General features: G+C 69.4%; 15 protein-coding genes. All 15 read right to left on the bottom strand.

Going from position 1 to position 19,373, the window contains the following annotated elements:
- Position 1 precedes the first annotated feature (1 nt).
- The gene (locus BLU62_RS10065) at positions 2-1,204 is read right to left on the bottom strand and encodes an NAD(P)/FAD-dependent oxidoreductase (protein ID WP_074849342.1); all 1,203 of its coding nucleotides are present in this window, start codon (positions 1,202-1,204) and stop codon (positions 2-4) included.
- Between the two features lie 86 nt (positions 1,205-1,290).
- A complete protein-coding gene (ileS, locus tag BLU62_RS10070; protein WP_074852812.1) occupies positions 1,291-4,464 on the bottom strand; it encodes an isoleucine--tRNA ligase in 3,174 nt (1,057 codons plus the stop codon).
- 404 nt (positions 4,465-4,868) lie between these two features.
- Complete coding sequence (locus tag BLU62_RS10075; protein WP_074849343.1) at positions 4,869-5,732, bottom strand: hypothetical protein; 864 nt, start codon at positions 5,730-5,732, stop codon at positions 4,869-4,871.
- 33 nt (positions 5,733-5,765) lie between these two features.
- Positions 5,766-6,581, bottom strand: a complete 816-nt coding sequence (gene wag31 / locus BLU62_RS10080) for a DivIVA-like cell division protein Wag31 (protein ID WP_074849344.1) — start codon at positions 6,579-6,581, stop codon at positions 5,766-5,768.
- Positions 6,582-6,881: 300 nt separating this feature from the next.
- Positions 6,882-7,223: a YggT family protein gene (locus tag BLU62_RS10085; RefSeq protein ID WP_074849345.1), complete on the bottom strand. Its 342-nt coding sequence runs from the start codon at positions 7,221-7,223 to the stop codon at positions 6,882-6,884.
- 56 nt (positions 7,224-7,279) lie between these two features.
- Positions 7,280-7,996, bottom strand: a complete 717-nt coding sequence (locus BLU62_RS10090) for a cell division protein SepF (RefSeq protein ID WP_074849346.1) — start codon at positions 7,994-7,996, stop codon at positions 7,280-7,282.
- A 122-nt stretch (positions 7,997-8,118) separates the two neighbouring features.
- Positions 8,119-8,883: a YggS family pyridoxal phosphate-dependent enzyme gene (locus BLU62_RS10095; protein ID WP_074852813.1), complete on the bottom strand. Its 765-nt coding sequence runs from the start codon at positions 8,881-8,883 to the stop codon at positions 8,119-8,121.
- 49 nt (positions 8,884-8,932) lie between these two features.
- Entirely contained in the window at positions 8,933-9,658 is a 726-nt protein-coding gene (gene pgeF, locus BLU62_RS10100; RefSeq protein WP_074849347.1) for a peptidoglycan editing factor PgeF, read from the bottom strand.
- A 5-nt stretch (positions 9,659-9,663) separates the two neighbouring features.
- Positions 9,664-10,836 (bottom strand): cell division protein FtsZ, encoded by a 1,173-nt coding sequence (gene ftsZ / locus BLU62_RS10105; RefSeq protein ID WP_074849348.1) that lies wholly within the window; start codon positions 10,834-10,836, stop codon positions 9,664-9,666.
- A gap of 274 nt (positions 10,837-11,110) precedes the next feature.
- Positions 11,111-11,812 carry a cell division protein FtsQ/DivIB gene (locus BLU62_RS10110; RefSeq protein WP_074849349.1) on the bottom strand — a complete coding sequence of 234 codons (702 nt, stop codon included), beginning with the start codon at positions 11,810-11,812 and terminating at the stop codon, positions 11,111-11,113.
- Entirely contained in the window at positions 11,809-13,395 is a 1,587-nt protein-coding gene (gene murC, locus BLU62_RS10115; protein WP_074852814.1) for a UDP-N-acetylmuramate--L-alanine ligase, read from the bottom strand. Before murC ends, BLU62_RS10110 begins: the two co-directional genes overlap by 4 nt.
- A gap of 56 nt (positions 13,396-13,451) precedes the next feature.
- Positions 13,452-14,660 (bottom strand): undecaprenyldiphospho-muramoylpentapeptide beta-N-acetylglucosaminyltransferase, encoded by a 1,209-nt coding sequence (gene murG, locus BLU62_RS10120; protein ID WP_074849350.1) that lies wholly within the window; start codon positions 14,658-14,660, stop codon positions 13,452-13,454.
- A gap of 78 nt (positions 14,661-14,738) precedes the next feature.
- On the bottom strand, positions 14,739-16,616 hold the full coding sequence (gene ftsW / locus BLU62_RS10125; RefSeq protein WP_074849351.1) for a putative lipid II flippase FtsW: 1,878 nt from the start codon (positions 16,614-16,616) through the stop codon (positions 14,739-14,741).
- A gap of 5 nt (positions 16,617-16,621) precedes the next feature.
- Positions 16,622-18,196, bottom strand: a complete 1,575-nt coding sequence (murD, locus tag BLU62_RS10130) for a UDP-N-acetylmuramoyl-L-alanine--D-glutamate ligase (protein WP_074849352.1) — start codon at positions 18,194-18,196, stop codon at positions 16,622-16,624.
- Complete coding sequence (gene mraY, locus BLU62_RS10135) at positions 18,189-19,286, bottom strand: phospho-N-acetylmuramoyl-pentapeptide-transferase (RefSeq protein WP_074849353.1); 1,098 nt, start codon at positions 19,284-19,286, stop codon at positions 18,189-18,191. The genes murD and mraY overlap by 8 nt, the downstream gene beginning before the upstream one ends.
- Positions 19,287-19,373 lie beyond the last annotated feature (87 nt).

A 19,373-nucleotide genomic window follows, 5' to 3' on the forward strand; every position in this document is an offset into this window, starting at 1 on the left:
CTCATGAGAGGGCCGGTTCGGTCGTCGTGGTCAGGTCACCGCCGCGGGCCCAGCGGTATGAGCCGGGACGGGCCGCCTCGTGGCGGATGAACCACACGGTACCGCGGCAGGCGATCTCCTTGGCCGTCGCCGCGAGACGTCCGGTCGCCACCATCCGTGCCGGGGAATCGTCCCGCTTGGTGAACTGCAGGGTCGCGGCGCGGCGCCCGATGCTGGTGCACTGCGCGGCGAACGCCTGATCGACCTTCTGCGGTCGGTCGCCGGCGATCCGTGCGAGAACGGCGTCGGCGGCCTGCGCCCCCAGGGGCTCGGCGGCCTGGCAGCTCATCCGCAGGTACATCCCGGCGACCGCCACCGCATCACCCGCCCCGACGATGCGGTCGTCGTCGACGCTCGTCAGGGCGTCGTCGGTGTGCAGCCGACCGATCTCATCGGTGGTCAGCCCGCTGTCCGCGGCCAGTTCGGGGGCGACGAACCCGGTGGTGAGGACGGTTGCCGCACTGGGGAGTATCTGCTCGACGCCGTCGACGTCGACGAGCACCCGGGAGGGATCGACCGCGGTGGCCCGCCCCTCCTCCACGACTTCGACGCCGAGGCGTGCGAGCTGCCGCAGCGTCGCGCGGCGGGCCCGTGGGCCCACCGAGGGCGCGATGGCACCGCCGCAGACGAGCTTCACCGCGAAACCGCGTTCGGCGAGTTCCGCCGCAGCCTCGATACCGGTGAGTCCGCCGCCGACGACTACCACCGGGTCGCCCTCGTCGAGCGTCGCGAGATGGTCGCGGAGTCGTTGTGCCGCAGCCCAGTCCGACACCGACCAGGCATGCTCGGCGGCCCCGGGGATCTCCGGCGCACGGTGCCGGGTACCGATCGCATAGACCAGGTGGTCGTAGTCGAGGTGCGCGCCCGATGCGAGATGCACGCGGGCTGCGCCGGCGTCGATGCGCGTCGCGGTGTCGACGACGACGCGGATGTCGTCGGCCAGCACGTCGTCGAAGGCGACCTGCGGGTCACCGGTTCCCGAGACGAACTGGTGCAACCGGATCCGCTGCACGAAGAACGGCTGCGGATTGACGACCGTGACGTCCACGTCGGGGTTGCGAAGCAGCCGGTTGGCCGCCATCGCTCCCGCGTAGCCGGCGCCGAGGACGACCACGCGCGTCCTGGTGACCGTCGGGATCTCCCGGGTGGTGTCGGTGATGCTCATCGTCCTGCCTTCCGTCGGTGTTCGAGGTGGTCATCCTCGAGACACCGACGGCCGGCAAAACGTGACAGCTGGCAGGGAATCGCCGGTCAGCCGACCTTCGCGACGTCGGCGGTCACGCCGTCGCCTAGCTCGATGGCACCCGGCGCCCCGTCGGCGGCGACGTCGAACTCCACGGCGAGAACCTCGCCGGCGATGAGGCCGGCGTGGGTCTGCGCCCACTCGAGGCGCTCGGCGGGGACGACGAGGCGCACCGTGATCCGATCGGAGACGTCGAGGTCGAGGTTGCGGCGCGCATCCTGCAGCTCGCGGACGCGGTCCTTCGCCCAGCCCTCGGCCTCCAGCTCGGGGGTGACCGCGGTGTCGAGGACGACGAGTCCCCGTCCACCGGGCAGCTCCGCGGTGGAGTCGGGTTCGACGGCCACCAGACGGCGCGAGAACTCGCCGTCGTGCAGCTCGATGCCGTCGGCGACGACGACCTCGGAACCGTCGGCACCGGTCTGCACCGACCAGTTGCCCGACTTCACGGCCTTGATCGCGCGCTGCACGTCCTTGCCCAGACGCGGCCCCGCCGCGCGGGCGTTGACCGCGATCTCGTACCGCCCGTACTCGCTGGCGTCGGTCGCGAGAGTGACCGTCTTGACGTTCATCTCGTCCTTGACCAGGTCGACGTAGGGCTCGAGCGCCGCTGCCGTGGACGAGGCGACGGTCAGGCCGGGCAGCGGCAGACGCACGCGCAGCTTGTTGGCCTTGCGCACGCTGGACGCGACCGAGCAGACCGCCTGGACCTCGTCCATGGCGCTGACGAGGTCGGCGTCGGCGGGCAGCTCGTCGGCCGACGGCCAGTCGGCCAGGTGCACCGACCGCTCGCCGGTGAGCCCGCGCCAGATGGCCTCGGTCGCCAGCGGCAGCAGCGGCGACGCCAGGCGGCACGCCACTTCGAGCACCGTGTACAGGGTGTCGAAGGCGTCGGTGTCCTCGTCCTGACCGGCCCAGAACCGTGCGCGCGAACGACGCACGTACCAGTTGGTCAGTGCTTCGACGAACTCACGGAACGCATCGCACGCACCGGCGATGTCGTAGGTGTCGAGCGCCTCGGTCATGGTGTCGCGCGTGGTCGCGAGCTTCGCCAGGATGTAGCGGTCCAGGACGTTCTCCGAGTCGGTCCGCCACGTGGCGGGCCGGTCCGCGTAGAGCTGCAGGAAGCTGTAGGCATTCCACAGCGGCAGCAGCGCCTGCCGGACACCCTCGCGGATGCCGCGCTCGGTGACGACGAGGTTGCCGCCCCGCAGGATCGGCGAGGCCATCAGGAACCAGCGCATCGCGTCCGATCCGTCACGGTCGAAGACCTCGTTGACGTCCGGGTAGTTGCGCTTGGACTTGGACATCTTCTGGCCGTCGTCACCCAGCACGATGCCGTGTGCGGCAACGGTCTTGAACGCGGGACGGTCGAACAGCGCGGTCGCCAGCACGTGCATCGTGTAGAACCAGCCGCGCGTCTGACCGTTGTACTCGACGATGAAGTCGCCCGGGTTGTGGGCCGGCACCCCAACAGATCGGGCCGACGCCGACTCACCCCCGTCGGAATCACTACCGTCGAACCAGTCGCGGTTCTCGAACGGGTAGTGCACCTGGGCGTAGGGCATCGAGCCCGACTCGAACCAGCAGTCGAGGACCTCGGGCACCCGGCGCATGGTCGAATTCCCGCTCGGGTCATCCGGATTCGGGCGGGTCAGATCGTCGATGAACGGCCGGTGCAGGTTGTCCGGACGCACACCGAAGTCGCGCTCGAGCTCGTCGAGCGAGCCGTAGACGTCGATGCGCGGGAACTCTGGGTCGTCGGAGATCCACACCGGGATCGGCGCACCCCAGTAGCGGTTGCGGCTGATGTTCCAGTCGCGCGCGCCTTCGAGCCACTTGCCGAACTGTCCGTCGCGGATGTGCTCGGGCACCCAGGTGATCTGCTTGTTCAGCTCGACCATCCGGTCGCGGAACTGGGTGACCGCGACGAACCACGACGGCACCGCCATGTAGATGAGCGGCTGTCCCGACCGCCACGAGTGCGGGTAGGAGTGCTCGATGGTCTCGTGGCGCAGGATGCGGCCGGCCGCCTTGAGGTCCTTGATGATGACCGGGTTGGCGTCGAAGACCATCAGGCCCTCATACGGCGGGACCTGCGAGGTGAAGCGGCCGCCCGGATCGAGCGGCTGGACGACCTCGATGTCGTTCGCGGTCGCGAGGTCCATGTCCTCCTCACCGAAGGCCGGCGCGAGGTGGACGACGCCGGTACCGCTGTCGGTGGTGACGTAGTCGGCGAGCAGCACGCGATGCGAATTGGGGTGTCCGACGAAGAAGTCGAACGGCGGCGTGTAAGAGAGGTCCGCCAGGTCCTTGCCCAGATGGGTACCGATCACCTCGGGTTCGGCGATCTCCTTGGCATAGGCACCCAGCAGCGCCTCGGCCAGCAGGTACTGCTGACCGTCGGCGGCCTTGACGTGGACGTAGGTGACCTCGGGGTTGACCGCGATCGCGAGGTTCGACGGCAGCGTCCAGGGCGTCGTGGTCCAGATGAGCGCGTTGACGCCGTCGAGCGAGGCCAGCGGGCCCTCGGGCACCGACAGCGGCATCCGCACGGTCACCGCCGGGTCCTGACGCATCCGGTAGGCGTCGTCGAGCTTGGACTCCTGGTTCGACAGCGGTGTCTGCTCGTACCAGCTGTACGGCAGCACGCGGTAGCCCTGGTAGATCAGGCCCTTGTCGAAGAGTGCCTTGAACGCCCACATGACCGACTCCATGAAGTCGAGGTCGAGCGTCTTGTAGTCGTTGTCGAAGTCCACCCAGCGCGCCTGACGGGTCACGTAGTCGCGCCACTCGCCGGTGTAGCGGAGAACCGAGTCACGGCAGTACTCGTTGAACTTCTCCATGCCCATCTTCTCGATCTCCGACTTGTCGGTGATCCCGAGCTGGCGTTCGGCTTCGAGTTCGGCGGGCAGACCGTGTGTGTCCCAACCGAATCGGCGCTCGACCTTCTTGCCGCGCATGGTCTGGTACCGAGGTACCACATCCTTGACGTAGCCGGTGAGCAGGTGGCCGTAGTGCGGCAGGCCGTTGGCGAAGGGCGGGCCGTCGTAGAAGACGAATTCCTCGGCGTCGGCGCGATTGGAGATGGAGGCGGCGAAGGTCGAGTCGGCGTCCCAGTACTTAAGGACGTTCTCCTCCACGGACGGGAAATCGGGGGCGCTGCGGCCCGTCCCACCTGTCATGTCGACCTTGGGGTACACACGCCCGGTCGGGTTGGCGCCCGTCTCGTTCGTGCCCGTCTCGTTGACGTTGGTCACGGCTCGTCTCCTCGTGCCTGGTGATGTCTCTCCTCGGCACGGGGACGCACACCGTCAGGTCTGCGCGGTACCACCCCGCTTGCGCCGGAGATCCGGCGCCGCTCATCGGATCGCGCGGGTCTCCCGTACGGTCCTGCGGCTGTGACGGGCCACTCCCGCCCGGTTCTACTGGGAGCCGCGGACGGCTCGGTTCTTCCGGGTGCTCCCCGGTGATGGCCGGATCGACGCGTCAACCAGTGTAACGACGCACCGCCCGGACAGGCGAATCGGTATCGCTGTCCGGGCGGTGCGTCGTCGTGTTGACGAGAATCGTCCTACGACGGGGAAGATCAGTCGAGCGGTGGGCGCCAGTTCGGGTCGAGCGGATCGAAATCCGGGGCACGACGCCGGCCGGGCCTCGGTTCGGGTGTCTCCGGAGTCTCACTCCGGGGCCGCTCCCGCGACTGCGCGGAATCGGTCCGCGGAGGTACCTGGTCCTGCCCCAATGCCGGACGCTGCCCTGGAGACTGCTGTCCGGAAGGCTGCTGCCCGTACTGCTGCTGGGGACCCGACGATGGCGTTCTGTTCTCGGGCGCCCCGTACTGCGGAGGGCGTGGCCCCGGCCGGGACGGACCCGACGGGAACGGACCGGACTGGGGCGGCATCGGCCGCGGTGGCTGTCCGCCAGATTGCTGCGGCTCCCTACCCACGGGCTCGCCGACCGAGCGCAGGTAGTCCTCGAGATTGCCCTCGCGCCGCTCCGGCGCCGGGCGGCTCTCGGGTGCCGGCGGACGATCACTCGACGACTGAGAAGTCGACGGCCGGGACGGTGCACCCATCCCCGGTTCGAAGGACGGGGCCTCGTAGGCCGCCGTCTCCGCGTCGGAGCCGGTGTCCCGAGCGGGTGGCGTCGCCGGCGGATTACGGCGTGTCGGTGACTCGTCACCGGCATCTCGCCGTTCACCGCCGGACCCGGCGTGCTCGCGATCGACCGCGTCGTCGGTGTCGTCATCGCGTCCGGCTCCCGGGATCATGTCCTCCAGCGATCGGGCGGAGTCCCGGTTACGACCCGAGAACACGTCGACGAGCAGGAAGGTCAGGCCGAGGAGGCAGATGACGATGCAGGCAACGGCGAGCCACACGGTCCCGGTGATGAGACCGAGGATGAGCAGCACGAACCCGATGAGGGTCGCGGCCAGGGCCAAGGTCAGCACATCACCAGCCTAGGGTGCATGTCCGGCGCGAGGTCAGCTCGGCGAGTAGCTGCTGAAACCGCCGCTGCCCGGATCGTTCGAGAACGACTGATCAGGACGACCACCCTCGACCGGTGCCGCGCTCCCGCGCTGCTGCAGCTCCTCGAGCTGCGACTCCAGGTAGGTCTTCAGGCGGGTGCGGTACTCGCGCTCGAAGGTCTTGAGCTGTTCGATCCGGCCCTCGAGCACACCGCGCTGCTGGTTGATCGTGCCCATGATCTCGCTGTGCTTGCGCTCGGCGTCGCTCTGCAGCGCGTCCGCTCGCTCCTGCGCCTGGCGCAGCTGGGCCTCGGAACGCGTCTGGGCGTCGGCCAAGATGGCCTCCGAACGCTGGCGCGCGTCGGCGAGCATGGCGTCGGACTTGCTCTGGGCCTCCGAGACCAGCGTGTCGGCGCGGGTCTGCGCGTCGGCCAGCATGGCGTCGGCGTCCGACCGGGCGCTGCCGGTCAGGCGGTCTGCGGTGTCCTGCGCGAGCGCGAGGACACGGGCGGCGCGGACATTGGCGTCGTCGTCGACCACAGGCGCGGCGGGCTGCTGGACCGGAGCGGGCTGCTCCTGCACCGGCGGCTTGGCGAACATCTGGGTCCGCTCCTCCGCGGGGGCGGCGCCGGCTCCCGACCGGGCGTCGGCGAGCTCACCCTCGAGCTCCTCGACGCGCTGCTTCAGGTCGGTGTTCTCTTCGATCAGCCGGGCGAGCTCGGCCTCGACGAAATCGAGGAACTGATCGACCTCATCCTCGTTGTAGCCGCGCTTACCGATAGGCGGTTTGCTGAACGCGACGTTGTGCACATCAGCTGGAGTCAGCCGCATGTCGGTTCCCCTCGTGTCTGTGGTGAAGCTTGTGTTGAGTTGGCGTGCCGTCCAACCCGGATCTCTCGACGTGAGTCGTTCGACCAATACAGGTTGACACTAACTATTCATACCAGTCAAAAATCGTAACTGGCGTCCAATCCTGTCACATGCGAACCGTAGGTTGCACTCTTTGATGCTCAGCCGGATCGAAACTCCACCGATTCGCCAGAACATCTGGAGACGACCACCAACGGTAGTCCATCGCCGTACCTCAAGGTACCCGGGTGACAGGGTCCCGGTGCCCGAGTCGCGGGCGGTCTAGGAACGGGCGAGAGCCACCGCGGTGGCGAGCGAATCGGCGACCGCGTCGGCGCGGAGACCATTGACGACATTCATGGCGATGATGACGACGAGCATGACGATCATCAGCGACAGATCCAGACGGATCGGGCCGAGCGGGATCGGCGGCAGGATCCGGCGCAGCGCCTTGATGGGCGGATCGGTCGCGGTGAACACCGTCTCGATGATCACGACCGCCACCCCGGTGGGCCGCCACTCACGGGCAAACGTCCGCACCAACTCGACGACGAGCCGGCCGAGGAGGAACAACCAGAACACCAACAGGACGTAGTACAAGACGCCCAACAGAATCGCAGCCACGCGTCAAGATTGCCTGAAGAGCACCGGACGGCGCGAACCGAGGGTGCCCACCTGCATCAGGAGTGGTTGTAGAAGCCGGTCTCGGCGATCTTGCGACGATCCTCGGGCGACACATCGACGTCGGCCGGCGAGAGCAGGAAGACCTTGGTGGCGACCTTGTCGAAGGAGCCGCGCAGCGCGAACGCGAGGCCTGCGGCGAAGTCGACGAGACGCTTGGCGTCGTCGTTGGTCATGTCGACCAGGTCCATGATGACCGGGTTGCCGTCGCGGAAGCGCTCACCGATCGTGCGGGCCTCGCCGTAATCCGACGGACGCAGGGTGGTGATCTTCTGCAGCGGGCCGTCGGCGAAGACGCGCTCGAGTTCCCGGTGCTCGGCACTGGCCGGTCGCGACGAGGCGGCACGCAGGGCTGCACTCGACGAACGCTGCAGCGGCTCGAGGCGCGCGGCGGAACGCATCGGCGCCTCGGGCGCCGGCCGCGGTCCGGCGTAGGCGAACTCGGGGGCGAACTCGCCGGCGAGTTCGTATCCGCCGTCGAAATGACGGTCGTCGTAGGCCAGCTCGTCGCGGTAGCCGGCCTCACGGAAGCCGCCGTCACGGAGCGGGGGCTCGTAGCCGGGCTCGTAGGCACCGTCGCCGTAGTAGTCGTCACGATAGGCACGCTCACGCGACGGGGCGCGCAGCGCCGAGCCCGACTCCTCGAGGTAGTCGTCCTCGTACTCGCTGGGCGGCACCATGCCGAAATAAGCCTTGAACTTCTGCATCGTGGTCATTGTCGGCCTCTCTGTCGTGCGACGCCGGTGTGCAGCCGTGCCGGATGGTGCATCTGATGTCACTGTGCTTGTTGAGATGTCTGCGCTTGTTGTGCCACTTGGTTCTGTTGTTACCAATGTGATTACTGAGAGAGTAGCGGCCGATCGCCCATGATCGCGGTTCCGACACGCACGCATGTCGACCCGGCCGCAACCGCCTCCTCCATGTCACCGGACATACCCGCGGACAGTTCGACAGCGTCGGGGAACTGATTCCGAAAAGCGTTGTGAATACGGGCGGATTCGGCCATCCAGCGCTTCCGTTCACCACTGAGCGGAGCGATGACCATGAGTCCGCACAGGGTCAGCGCATCGTCGTTCGACACCTGTTCGGCGAGTGCCGGGAGATCCGCCTCGACGACTCCACCACGCTGCGGGTCTCCGTCGAGGCTCACCTGGAGCAGCACGCCGAGAGGCTCGGCCCGCTCCCCTTCGTCGAGCGCGGCGCGCGCGGCCCGACCCAGGGCGTCGACCACCTTCGGACGGTCCACCGAGTGCACCGCACGCGCCCAGCGGGCGATGGATCGGGCCTTCTTCGACTGGACCGTGCCGATCATGTCGAACACCGGTACGTCGGCGACATCGGCCGGACTCCAGTCGGCGAGCACCTCGGCGACCTTGCGTCCGGCCTCGGGCTCACGGGACTCCCCGAACTCCCGTACGCCCAGGCTCAACAGCCGCCGGACGTCGTCGGCCGGGAAGTACTTGGTGACGACCAGGAGCTCACACGAACCGGCCGGGCGGCCGGCAGCCGCGACGGCCGCGTCGAGCCGCCCGCGCACCGCGTCGAGTCGCCCGGACAGCTCGGCGGTGCGTGCGTCATCGAGAGAGTCGCTCATGTCCCCCATCATTCCCCGTGCGGAGCACCCGACATTCCCCGCGTGGAGCACCGGGGGCCTACTCCCCGTCCGGTGCACTCTCGTCGTCCATCCAGATCACCGACGCCAGGCGGCCGGTCGGTGCGCCACGTCGGTGGCTGAAGAGGCTCAGGTCCGAGATCGTGCAGCGCGGGTCCACCGCGACACCGGCGACCCCGGCCTCGAGGAGCTGGCGTCGCAGGCCGGCGCGGAGGTCGAGACCGGCGGTGCCCTTCTTCGTGCGACTGGCACTGCCGGGGAGACGCTTCTCGACGTCGGCCTGCATCGCCGCCGGGACCTCGTACTGCTCGCCGGAGGCCGCCGGGCCGAGGAAGGCGCCGATCGAGGAGATCCGGGCGCCGAGCTCGACCATCACCTTGAGCGTCTCGCGCACGATCCCGATACGTGCCCCGACGCGTCCGGCGTGGACACCGGCGATGACGCCGGCCTCGTCGTCGCTGAGGAGGACCGGCACGCAGTCGGCCGACAGCACCGCGAGGGCCAGCCCCGGTGTGGTGGTCACGAGCGCGTCGGTCGCGGGGACCGGCTCGGTGACCGGCCCGTCGACGACCGTCACGTTGCGGCTGTGGATCTGTTCCATCCACACGACCGACGACGCGGGCAGCCCGATCTGGTCGGCCAGACGACTTCTGTTGGCGGCCACCGCGGCCGGGTCGTCTCCGACATGGTCACCGAGATTGAACGAGTCATACGGTGCCACCGAGACGCCTCCGGCACGCGTGGTGACCACACGGCGTACCCGCATCGGGGTCAGCGCTTCATGAAGGACGGCACGTCGACGTCGTCGTCGTCGACGTGCACGGTGTTGCGGCGCGGCGCCTCCGGCTCACGCTCGGAACCGAACGGGTCACCCGATCCCTTGGGCATGTCGCCGAAGAGCGGGTCGCTCTTGGGCGGCGTCGACACCGATCCGGCCTGCCCCTGGCCAACAGCCGAACGTCCGGACGCGGCGGGCACGTCGGAGCGCTTCTTCGGCGTACCGCCGTCGAATCCGGCGGCGATGACGGTGACGCGGACCTCGTCGCCGAGGTTGTCGTCGATCACGGTGCCGAAGATGATGTTGGCGTCCTCGTGGGCCGCCTCCTGGACCTGGGTGGCCGCGTTGTGGATCTCGAACAGACCGAGGTCGCTGCCGCCGGCGATCGAGATCAGCACTCCCCGTGCACCTTCCATCGACGCCTCGAGGAGCGGTGAGTTGATCGCCGACTCGGCCGCCTTCTTGGCACGCTCCTCGCCGCGGGCCGACCCGATGCCCATCAGGGCGCTGCCCGCATCGCTCATCACACCCTTGACGTCGGCGAAGTCGACGTTGATCAGGCCGGGCGTGGTGATCAGGTCGGTGATGCCCTGGACGCCGTTGAGGAGCACCTCGTCCGCGCTGCGGAAGGCATCCATCAGGCTCACCTGGGCGTCGCCGAGCTGCAGCAGGCGATCGTTCGGGATGACGATCAGGGTGTCGCAGGACTCGCGCAGCGCGGTGATGCCGGCCTCGGCCTGACCGCCACGACGCTTGCCCTCGAACGAGAACGGACGGGTGACCACGCCGACGGTCAGCGCGCCGAGCTTGCGCGCGATCTGAGCGACCACCGGAGCACCACCCGTACCGGTGCCGCCGCCCTCGCCCGCGGTCACGAACACCATGTCCGCACCCTTGAGCAGTTCCTCGATCTCGTCACGGGCGTCCTCGGCGGCCCGCCGGCCGACCTCTGGGTCGGCGCCGGCACCCAGACCGCGGGTGGAGTCGCGACCGACGTCGAGCTTGACGTCGGCGTCACTCATGAGCAGAGCCTGCGCGTCGGTGTTGATCGCGATGAACTCGACTCCCTTGAGTCCCTGCTCGATCATGCGGTTGACGGCATTCACGCCGCCGCCGCCGATGCCGACGACCTTGATGACGGCCAGGTAGTTGTGCGGTGGCGTCATGCGCTCGCCTTCCTCGTAATGGGTCGTGCTCGGTGGTCCGGTGCTGATCTCTCAGCGCGTTCCGGTGCTGGTGTTCCAGTGCTCAGGTGCTGGCAAAACCCTAAACCTGAACCATAGATTTAGAGTTATGTCAAGTAGTTCGTTGTGGAGATGACGCTAGGCATCGGCGGCTCAGGTATCCACAACAGCGCTCGGCGTGTCGGGAAGTCACACCCGAAATTCGGTGAAGTCGGCCGATCGTCAACGAATCTGGCGTCGCTCCGGACCGCTGGGATCACTTGTACGCCGGGAACTCGGGGCTCGACACGTTGTACATCTTGGCGTCCCGGCTCAACAGGTAGGTGAGGGTTCGAGCCTTCTCCGCTCCCCGATCGCTGTCGCCCCACACGACCCGCCGGTTTCCGGCGAGGGTGAACTCGATGTCGACCGGCGAAGTCGCCGTCACCCGGATGACCTGTCGCGCCAGCGATTCCGGGAGTCCGGCGACCGCGGTGATGGCCTCGCGGGTGGTCGGATCGGCCGGGCCCGGATCGGAGGTCTCGAGCACGGGGAGTTTGAGCACCTCGGGCGGCACGCCCTGGGCGCGCACGTAGTGGAGGAAGGACACCCCGGAACGGTCGAGGACATGGACCTCGTCCCCATTGGTGACGATCACGACCGGCACGCGCTCGACGACGGTGATGGTGAGCGACGACGGATAGGACCGCTGCACGCGGGCCGACTCGACGGACGGGATCGAGGCCACGCGTTGCGCGACGGCGCGGGTGTCGACCTGGAGCAGCGGCGTGCCCGGGGCGACCGCGGCGACGCGGAGGATCTCATCGGCCGGCACCGAACCGTTGTCCCGGATGTCGGTGCTGCGCACCGACATCAGCGGGGTCAGATAAGCGATCAGGACCATCCCCACCCCGGCGGCGACGACCATGAGGGTGCCGAGGATCAGGCGCGACCGGCGTCGGGTCGGCCAGCGGATCACGACACCCGTCCCGTGGGGTCCCCGTCGCCGGGGTCCTCACCGTTGTCCCGCCCGCCGAGCGCGGCGAGGATCTCGGGTCCCTGCATGGTGATGTCACCGGCACCCAGGGTCAGCACGATGTCGCCGGGACGGGCGAGTCCGGCGACCTGGCCGGCCAGTCGGGACACATCCGGCGCGAAGACCGACGGCGAGGTCAGCTTGTCGGCGATCGTCCGACCGCTCACACCCGGGATCGGCTCCTCGCGGGCGCCGTAGACGTCGGCGACGACCACGGTGTCGGCGAGGTCGAGGGCGGCGGCGAACTCGTCCGCGAATTCGACCGTGCGCGAGTACAGATGGGGCTGGAAGACCGCGATGACCCGGCCGCGCGGCGAATCGGGCTCGGCCCGGGCGGCCATCATGGACTGGGCCGCGGACAGGACCGACCGCACCTCGGTCGGATGGTGGGCGTAGTCGTCGACCACCTCGACGCCGCCGCGGCGTCCGCGGAACTCGAAGCGGCGATGGACGCCACCGAAGGCGCCGATCCCGGCGAGGATGCCGTTGAAGGCGCCCACCGCGTCGGCGCCGGCCGCGCCGTTCACCCGGACGGCACCGATCACCGCGGCCATGGCGTTGAGCGCCATGTGTTCTCCCGGGAGCGGGAGGATGAGTTCGCGTTCGGCGATCATGCCGGTCTCATCGGCGGGACCGGTCACCGGCGCGGTGAAGCGGACCAGTGCCGCTCCCCCGGTGCCGCGCGGTTCCCACGACAGCAGCGTCGCCACGTTGGGCACGCCCGGCGCGAGCTCGGCATGGGTTCCCCGGCCGTAGCCGACGACCGTGACCCCCCGCCTGGCGAGGGCGCCCCGGACCCGTCCGGCCAACGCGGCCGAACCGGGGTCGTCGAGGCAGACCACGAGGGTGCCGCCGGTCCGGATGCGGTCGGTGAACTTGTCGAACACCTCCACGTAGGCCTCGATGGACCCGAAGAAGTCGAGATGGTCGGCGTCGATGTTGGTGACGGCGACGACGTCGGGGCTGTACTCGAGCAGCGACCCGTCGCTCTCGTCGGCCTCGGCCACGAAGACCGGGTCGCCGCCGTGATGGGCGTTGGTGCCGGACTCGTTGAGCTCGCCGCCGATCGCGAACGACGGGTCGCTCCCGGCGTGCTGGAGTGCGACGACCGCCATCGAGGTGGTCGAGGTCTTGCCATGGGTCCCGGCGAGCAGGAGCGTCCGGTCCCCCTCCATGAGCTGCGCGAGCACGCGCGGGCGCAACAGGATCGGGATCCCCCGCGAACGGGCGGCCACCAGCTCGGGGTTGGTCTTGGGGATCGCGGCATGGGTGGTCACCACCACCGACGGACCGCCCGGGATCTGGTCCAGCGCCGACGGGTCGTGGCCCACCTGGACGCGGGCCCCACGCGTGCGGAGTTCGAGGATTCCGCGACTGTTCTTGGCGTCCGATCCGGACACCTGGCCGCCGCGGGCCAGGAGGATTCGCGCGAGTCCGGACATTCCGGCGCCGCCGATGCCGACCATGTGCACGCGGGCCAGTTGCGGCGGCAGTCCTCCGGTTCCCACTGTCGTGCCCTCGCTCATGTCGTCACCTCCTGCACCGGTCCCGGTCGTCTCGTCGTCCACGTTCCGTCCAATTGTCACTGTTCGCCGGCCGATCGTCGGGAACGAAACGCCTTCCGCGACGGGCCCCGACCCGCACGGAACCCGCGTGCGAGTTCGAGCGCGGCGTCGGCGACGGCCGCGGCGGCATCGCGATGACCCGTGCCGGCGGCGGCCGCCGACATCTTCTGCAACCGTTCCGCGTCCTGCAGCAGGGCCGGCACCTCGCGTGCCACCCACTCCGGGTTCACCGCCGCGTCCTCGATGATGAGTCCGCCGCCGGCCTCGACCACCGGCAGCGCGTTGAGCCGTTGTTCGCCGTTGCCGTGCGGCAGCGGCACGTAGATGGCGGGCAGACCGGTCGCCGACACCTCGGCTACGGTCATCGCGCCGGACCGGCACATCACCAGATCTGCTGCGGCATAGGCGAGATCCATCCGCTTGAGGTAGCCGACGCCGCGGTACGGCGGCGCGCCGTCGACGACGACCGGATCGATCGAGTTCTTGGGTCCGTAGGCGTGCAGAACGCCGATACCCGCTTTCCCGAGCGCCTCGGCCGCTCCCGAGACGGACTCGTTGAGTCGTTGCGCGCCTTGGGAACCGCCGAAGACCAGCAGCGTGGGCGCGTCCTCGTCGAGCCCGAAGTAGTGCCGCGCCTTGGCGCGCAGGGCCGGACGGTCGAGTTCGGTGAGCACACCGCGGACAGGCATGCCGACGACCGTCGCGTCCAGGCCCGAACCGTCGACGGCGGCCAGCACACGGTCGGCGAACCGTGCGCCCACCTTGTTGGCGATGCCCGCCGAGGCGTTCGCCTCATGGATGACGATCGGGATGCGGTTGCGTCCGCGCATGTGCAGCTGCGCGGCCAGGTAGGCGGGCACCGACACGTAGCCGCCGAAGCCGATGACGACGTCGGCATCCACGTCGGCGAGCACCTTGCGGGTCGCGGCGACCGAGGACACAAGGCGGCCGGGGGTCTTGGCCAGATCCATCCCGGGTTTGCGCGGCAGCGGGACCGGCGGGATCAGGCGGAGGTCGTAACCCCGCTCGGGGACCAGGTTGACCTCGAGTCCGCGGTTGGTCCCGAGTGCGGTGACGCGGGCCGTCGGGTCGATGCGGGTGATCGCGTCGGCCACGGCGAGCGCGGGTTCGATGTGTCCGGCGGTCCCGCCGCCGGCGACGACCACCGACAACGGCCGCCCACCCGGGCCTCCGGTCGTATCAGATTGTGCTGCACCCGAACTCACCGGCGTTGCCACTCCATTTCCAGCCACTGTGCACGTCTGTTCCCCCGCCGCACCTCTCGGTGTGCCGCGGGCGCCGGGTCAGCGGCGTCCCGCGCGGCCGTATGTCGGCCGATCGCGCCCGGGGTCGGCGGACCGCGGCGTACGCGGCTGATGCGCGCCCGCCCGCCATCCCGGTGACGCCGAGCGACGTGCAGTGCCGGCGCCGGGATACCCGCCACGGTAGTCGACGCCCACTCGTGTCGACGGCGCAGGTCGGGTGCGTCCGCCCGCTGCGGTGCGCCGTGCGGACGCACCCCGTGCGGGCGCCGGTTCGGGGGCCTTTGTCCGTTTCCACGGCATCGTGAAGCGACCCCGGCTCGGGGCCGGCTCGGCCGGTCGACCACGCCGGTTCGACGCTCCGGTCCGCCCGGTGGCCGCCGCCCGTCCCGGTGCGGCGGAGCGGCCGGTACCGCGGCCGCCCGACGACCGTCGCTGGTCGAGGCGATCACGCAGGGTCTCCGCCCGCGACTGCCGATAGGCCACCGGCGGCTGGAGGCGCAGCACGCGCGCGAGCCGTCCCGGCGTCCCGGTGGTGAGCGCCGCGACCGCCTCGGGTTCGTGTCGTGCGGCGTTGGCCAGGAGGCCGAGCATCGCGAGCACCGTCAGCGTCGAGGTACCGCCGGCCGAGATGAGCGGCAGCTGGATACCGGTGACCGGCAGCAGCCCGATCACGTAGCCGATGTTGATGAACGCCTGGGCGAGGATCAGCACGGTGATGGTCGCGGTCATGAGACGCAGGAACGGGTCGGTGGACCGGTGCGCGATGCGGAACCCGATGTATCCCAGCAGCACGAACAGGAAGACCACCAACAAGCCGCCGAGGAGGCCGAGTTCCTCACCGATGATGGCGAAGATGAAGTCGTTGTGCGCGTTGGGCAGATAGTTCCACTTGGCGCTGGACTGGCCGAGGCCCACACCGAACACACCACCGTTGGCCAGTGCATACGTCGCCTGGCGCGCCTGATAACCGGCACCCTGCGGGTCGTCGATGCCGCCGAGGAAGCTCATCACGCGCTGCGACCGGTAGCCCTCGGCGAGCGCGAGGATCACCGCGAGGACCACGCCGGACACGGCGAACGCGGAGAAGACCTTGATCGGCAGGCCCGCGAACCAGAGCATCGCGCCGACGATGATTGCGATGGTGATCGTCGTGGAGAGGTTCGGCTCGAGGATGATCAGCACGCAGACCAGCATCGCGACCGGGACCAGCGGGATCAGGAGTTCCTTGATCGACGCGTTGTCACGGCGCCGCGACGCCAACAGATGCGCGCCCCAGAGACAGAGCGCCACCTTCACCAGCTCCGAGGGCTGCACCGACACACCCGCGATGATGAACCAGCGCCGCGCACCCTGGCTGAGCACGCCGATGCCGGGGATGAGCACCAGGCCGAGCAGCAGGATGGTGATCGCCATCGACGGCGCGGCGAAGCGCCGGAGCAGCCGGATGGGGACGCGCAGCATCAGGTAGAAGACGACGAGACCGAGTCCGGCGAAGATGACCTGCGTCGTGAACAGTCCGTAGGCCGAGCCGTCCTCGGAATACCCCTCCACCGACGACGCCGACAACACCATCACCAGCCCGAAGGTGGTGAGCAGGAAGGCCATCGTGAGGACCAGCTGATACGACGCCAGCGGCCGCGCCAGCAGGTTGCGGACGGCTTCGACGATCAACGCCGGGAGCGAGGCGGTCACCGATGCGGCGGTCGAGGCCGCCGCGGAGACGTCCGCGGCCGGCTTCGACAGCGCGGCCGCGCGTTCCGCCGCCTTCCGCCGTACGGCGCCGGACCTGCTCTCGTCCGTGCCGTCCCGGTCCTCGTCCGTCATGTCGTCGGACACATCGTCGTCGAATACATCATCGTCGAACGTGCCCTCGTCGTCGAAGGTGTTGTGGTCGACCGCGGTCTTGTCGCTGCTCACGCGACTCACCGAGAGGCGGAGGTGCCGGCGATGTCCACTGCGGCGCGCGCGAACGCGTCACCGCGCCGGCCGTAACCGGCGAACATGTCCAGCGAGGCCGCGGCGGGTGCGAGGAGCACCGCGTCGGGCGCCGGGTCGCTCGCAGCGGCGAGCTCCCAGGCCTCGGCGACCGCCCGATCCATCACGGCGATGGCGGTGTCTGACTCCGAGGCTTCTGCCGACGACGACTGCGTCGACATGAGGACGGGTTCGGTCTGACCCTGGCGATGCACGTTCACCGTGCCATCGTCCCCTGTGAATACTGTGACTGTTGGGACTTCTGGGGCGTGTCGCGCGATCGCTTCGACGACCAGGTCACGATCCCGGCCGATGGCGACGACGCCGGCGAGCCGATCACCGACCGCGGTGAGCATCCCGTCCATCGACGCACCCTTGAGCAGACCACCGGCGATCAGCACCACCCGGTCGTACGCCGCGACCGCGGCCTGGGCCGCGTGGGGGTTGGTCGCCTTGGAATCGTCGACGAAGCGGATGCCGTCGCGGGTCGCCACCACCTCGCCGCGATGTGCGGCCGGACGGAAGTCGGTCAGCGCCGCCTCGACGGCGTCGCGCCCGACCCCGATCGCCAGAGCGAGGGCGGCGGCGGCGAGGGCGTCGGCGAGACCGGACGGTCCGGCCGGGTGTACGGCGTCGGCTGGTAGCAGGCGGCCCGCACCGAACGCGAGGTCGACCAGATGGCCATCCTCGACGCCCAGCTGACCGTCCCGCGGGACGTTCAGGGTGAATCCGACGCGGCGTCCCGCGCCCGGCAGTCCCGACGCGACCGCGTCGTCGAGACCGACTACCGCGATGTCGCCGCGCAGCGCACCGGCCTTGGCCAGCGCGTAGGCGTCGAAGGTGCCGTGCCAGTCGAGATGGTCCTCGGCGACGTTGAGGACCACGCCCGCCGCCGGGGTGACCGACGGCGCCCAGTGCAGCTGAAACGACGACAACTCGGCGCACAGGACGTCGACGCGGGGCGTCGCGCGCATGGCGTCGAGGACCGGCAGGCCGATGTTGCCGCAGGCCGCACCGGAACGGCCCGAGCGTTCGACGATGTCGGCGAGCATCGACGTGGTCGTGGTCTTGCCGTTGGTCCCGGTGACGACCAGCCAGGTGCGCGGCTCGCCGAGCAGGCCCGCGGCGTCGACGCGCCAGGCCAGCTCGACCTCGCCCCACACCGGCACGCCGCCCGCCGCCGCCCGGGCGACGAGGTCGTGCGTCGGGGCGAACCCCGGCGAGACGATGACGACGGCGGTGTCGGCGGTCCACGACGGGTCGGCGAGCAGATCGGCGATCGCGACCGCCTCGGCGCCCTGCGAGATCAGCTCGGCGGCCCCGGCCACGGCGGCGACCGCCGACTCCCGGCCGGCGGCGTCGGCGTCCCGCGAGGCGAAGCGGTCGTCGGCGAGTACGACGTGGACGTCGCGGGTCATCAGGTACCGGGCCGCCGACATGCCGGCCGTACCCGCCCCGCCGATCACCACGGTCCGGCCGGTCAACCCCAGCGGATCGGTGCCGGCACCGGCCGGGTCAGCCATTGGCGGTGAGGAACTCGCCGTAGAACAGCGACAGGCCCAGTGCACAGGCTATGGCCGTCAGTAACCAGAATCTGATGATCACCGTGGTCTCGGCCCACCCGCCCAGTTCGAAGTGGTGGTGGAACGGCGCCATTCGGAAGACGCGCCGGCCCGTGGTGCGGAAGAAGGCGATCTGGATGACCACCGACATGATCTCGGCGACGAACAGCGCGCCGATGACGACCGCGAGGAGTTCGGTGCGGGTCGTGATGGACAGGCCGGCGAGCATGCCGCCGAGCGCCAGCGATCCGGTGTCGCCCATGAAGATCTTGGCGGGTGCGGCGTTCCACCACAGGAAGCCGAGGCATGCGCCGCCGCCGGCCACCGCGATGATCGCGAGGTCGAGGGGGTCGCGGACCTGGTAGCACCCCGTAGGGATGTCGCTGGGCGGCTTGGCACCGCCGGCACAGGCGTTGACGAACTGGAAGAACGTCACGAGGACGTAGGACCCGAGGACCATCGCCATCGACCCGGCGGCCAGGCCGTCGAGTCCGTCGGTGAAGTTCACCGCGTTGGACCAGGCGGCGACCACCAGCCAGCAGAAGATCACGAAGACCACCGCGCCGAGGCCGATGGCGTTGATGTCGCGAACATAGCTGAGGTGGGTGCTGGCCGGGGTGAGGCCGTAGTCGTTGCGGAACTGCAGCACGAGGATGCCGAACAGGATCGCGGCGATGAACTGCCCGATCGACTTGGCGGTCTTGTTCAGTCCCAGGTTGCGGTGCTTGCGGATCTTGATGATGTCGTCGAGGAAGCCGACGATGCCCAGCGCGGTCGCGAGGCCGAGCACGAGCAGGCCCGACGCGGTGGGACCGTTGCCGCCGTCGGTGAACAGGCCGACCAGATGAGAACCGAAGTAGCCCGCCCACAGTGCGGCGAGGATCGCGACGCCGCCCATCGACGGCGTGCCGCGCTTGGTCTGATGGCTCTTGGGGCCCTCGACCCGGATCTCCTGGCCGAATCCCTGACGGGAGAACACCTTGATGAGCACGGGGGTCAGCAGGATCGACACCGCGATCGCGATCGCACCTGCGAGGAGGATCTGAGTCACCGTGCTGCCCTCGTGTTCGCTCGTCCGTTCCCGGCCACGCTCTTCTCTCCGACTCTGTTCACTGTTCCCGGCCGGCGCGCCTCATCG

This window comes from Gordonia westfalica, assembly GCF_900105725.1.
In the GTDB taxonomy this organism is placed as follows: Bacteria; Actinomycetota; Actinomycetes; order Mycobacteriales; family Mycobacteriaceae; genus Gordonia; species Gordonia westfalica.

What these genes read in the sequence shown, in the direction of transcription:
- BLU62_RS10065 (WP_074849342.1), bottom strand. Translation starts at nt 1,204, where the DNA reads ATGAGCATCACCGACACCACCCGGGAGATCCCGACGGTCACCAGGACG.
- ileS (WP_074852812.1), bottom strand. Translation starts at nt 4,464, where the DNA reads ATGACAGGTGGGACGGGCCGCAGCGCCCCCGATTTCCCGTCCGTGGAG.
- wag31 (WP_074849344.1), bottom strand. Translation starts at nt 6,581, where the DNA reads ATGCGGCTGACTCCAGCTGATGTGCACAACGTCGCGTTCAGCAAACCG.
- BLU62_RS10090 (WP_074849346.1), bottom strand. Translation starts at nt 7,996, where the DNA reads ATGACCACGATGCAGAAGTTCAAGGCTTATTTCGGCATGGTGCCGCCC.
- BLU62_RS10095 (WP_074852813.1), bottom strand. Translation starts at nt 8,883, where the DNA reads ATGGGGGACATGAGCGACTCTCTCGATGACGCACGCACCGCCGAGCTG.
- pgeF (WP_074849347.1), bottom strand. Translation starts at nt 9,658, where the DNA reads ATGCGGGTACGCCGTGTGGTCACCACGCGTGCCGGAGGCGTCTCGGTG.
- ftsZ (WP_074849348.1), bottom strand. Translation starts at nt 10,836, where the DNA reads ATGACGCCACCGCACAACTACCTGGCCGTCATCAAGGTCGTCGGCATC.
- murC (WP_074852814.1), bottom strand. Translation starts at nt 13,395, where the DNA reads ATGAGCGAGGGCACGACAGTGGGAACCGGAGGACTGCCGCCGCAACTG.
- murD (WP_074849352.1), bottom strand. Translation starts at nt 18,196, where the DNA reads ATGGCTGACCCGGCCGGTGCCGGCACCGATCCGCTGGGGTTGACCGGC.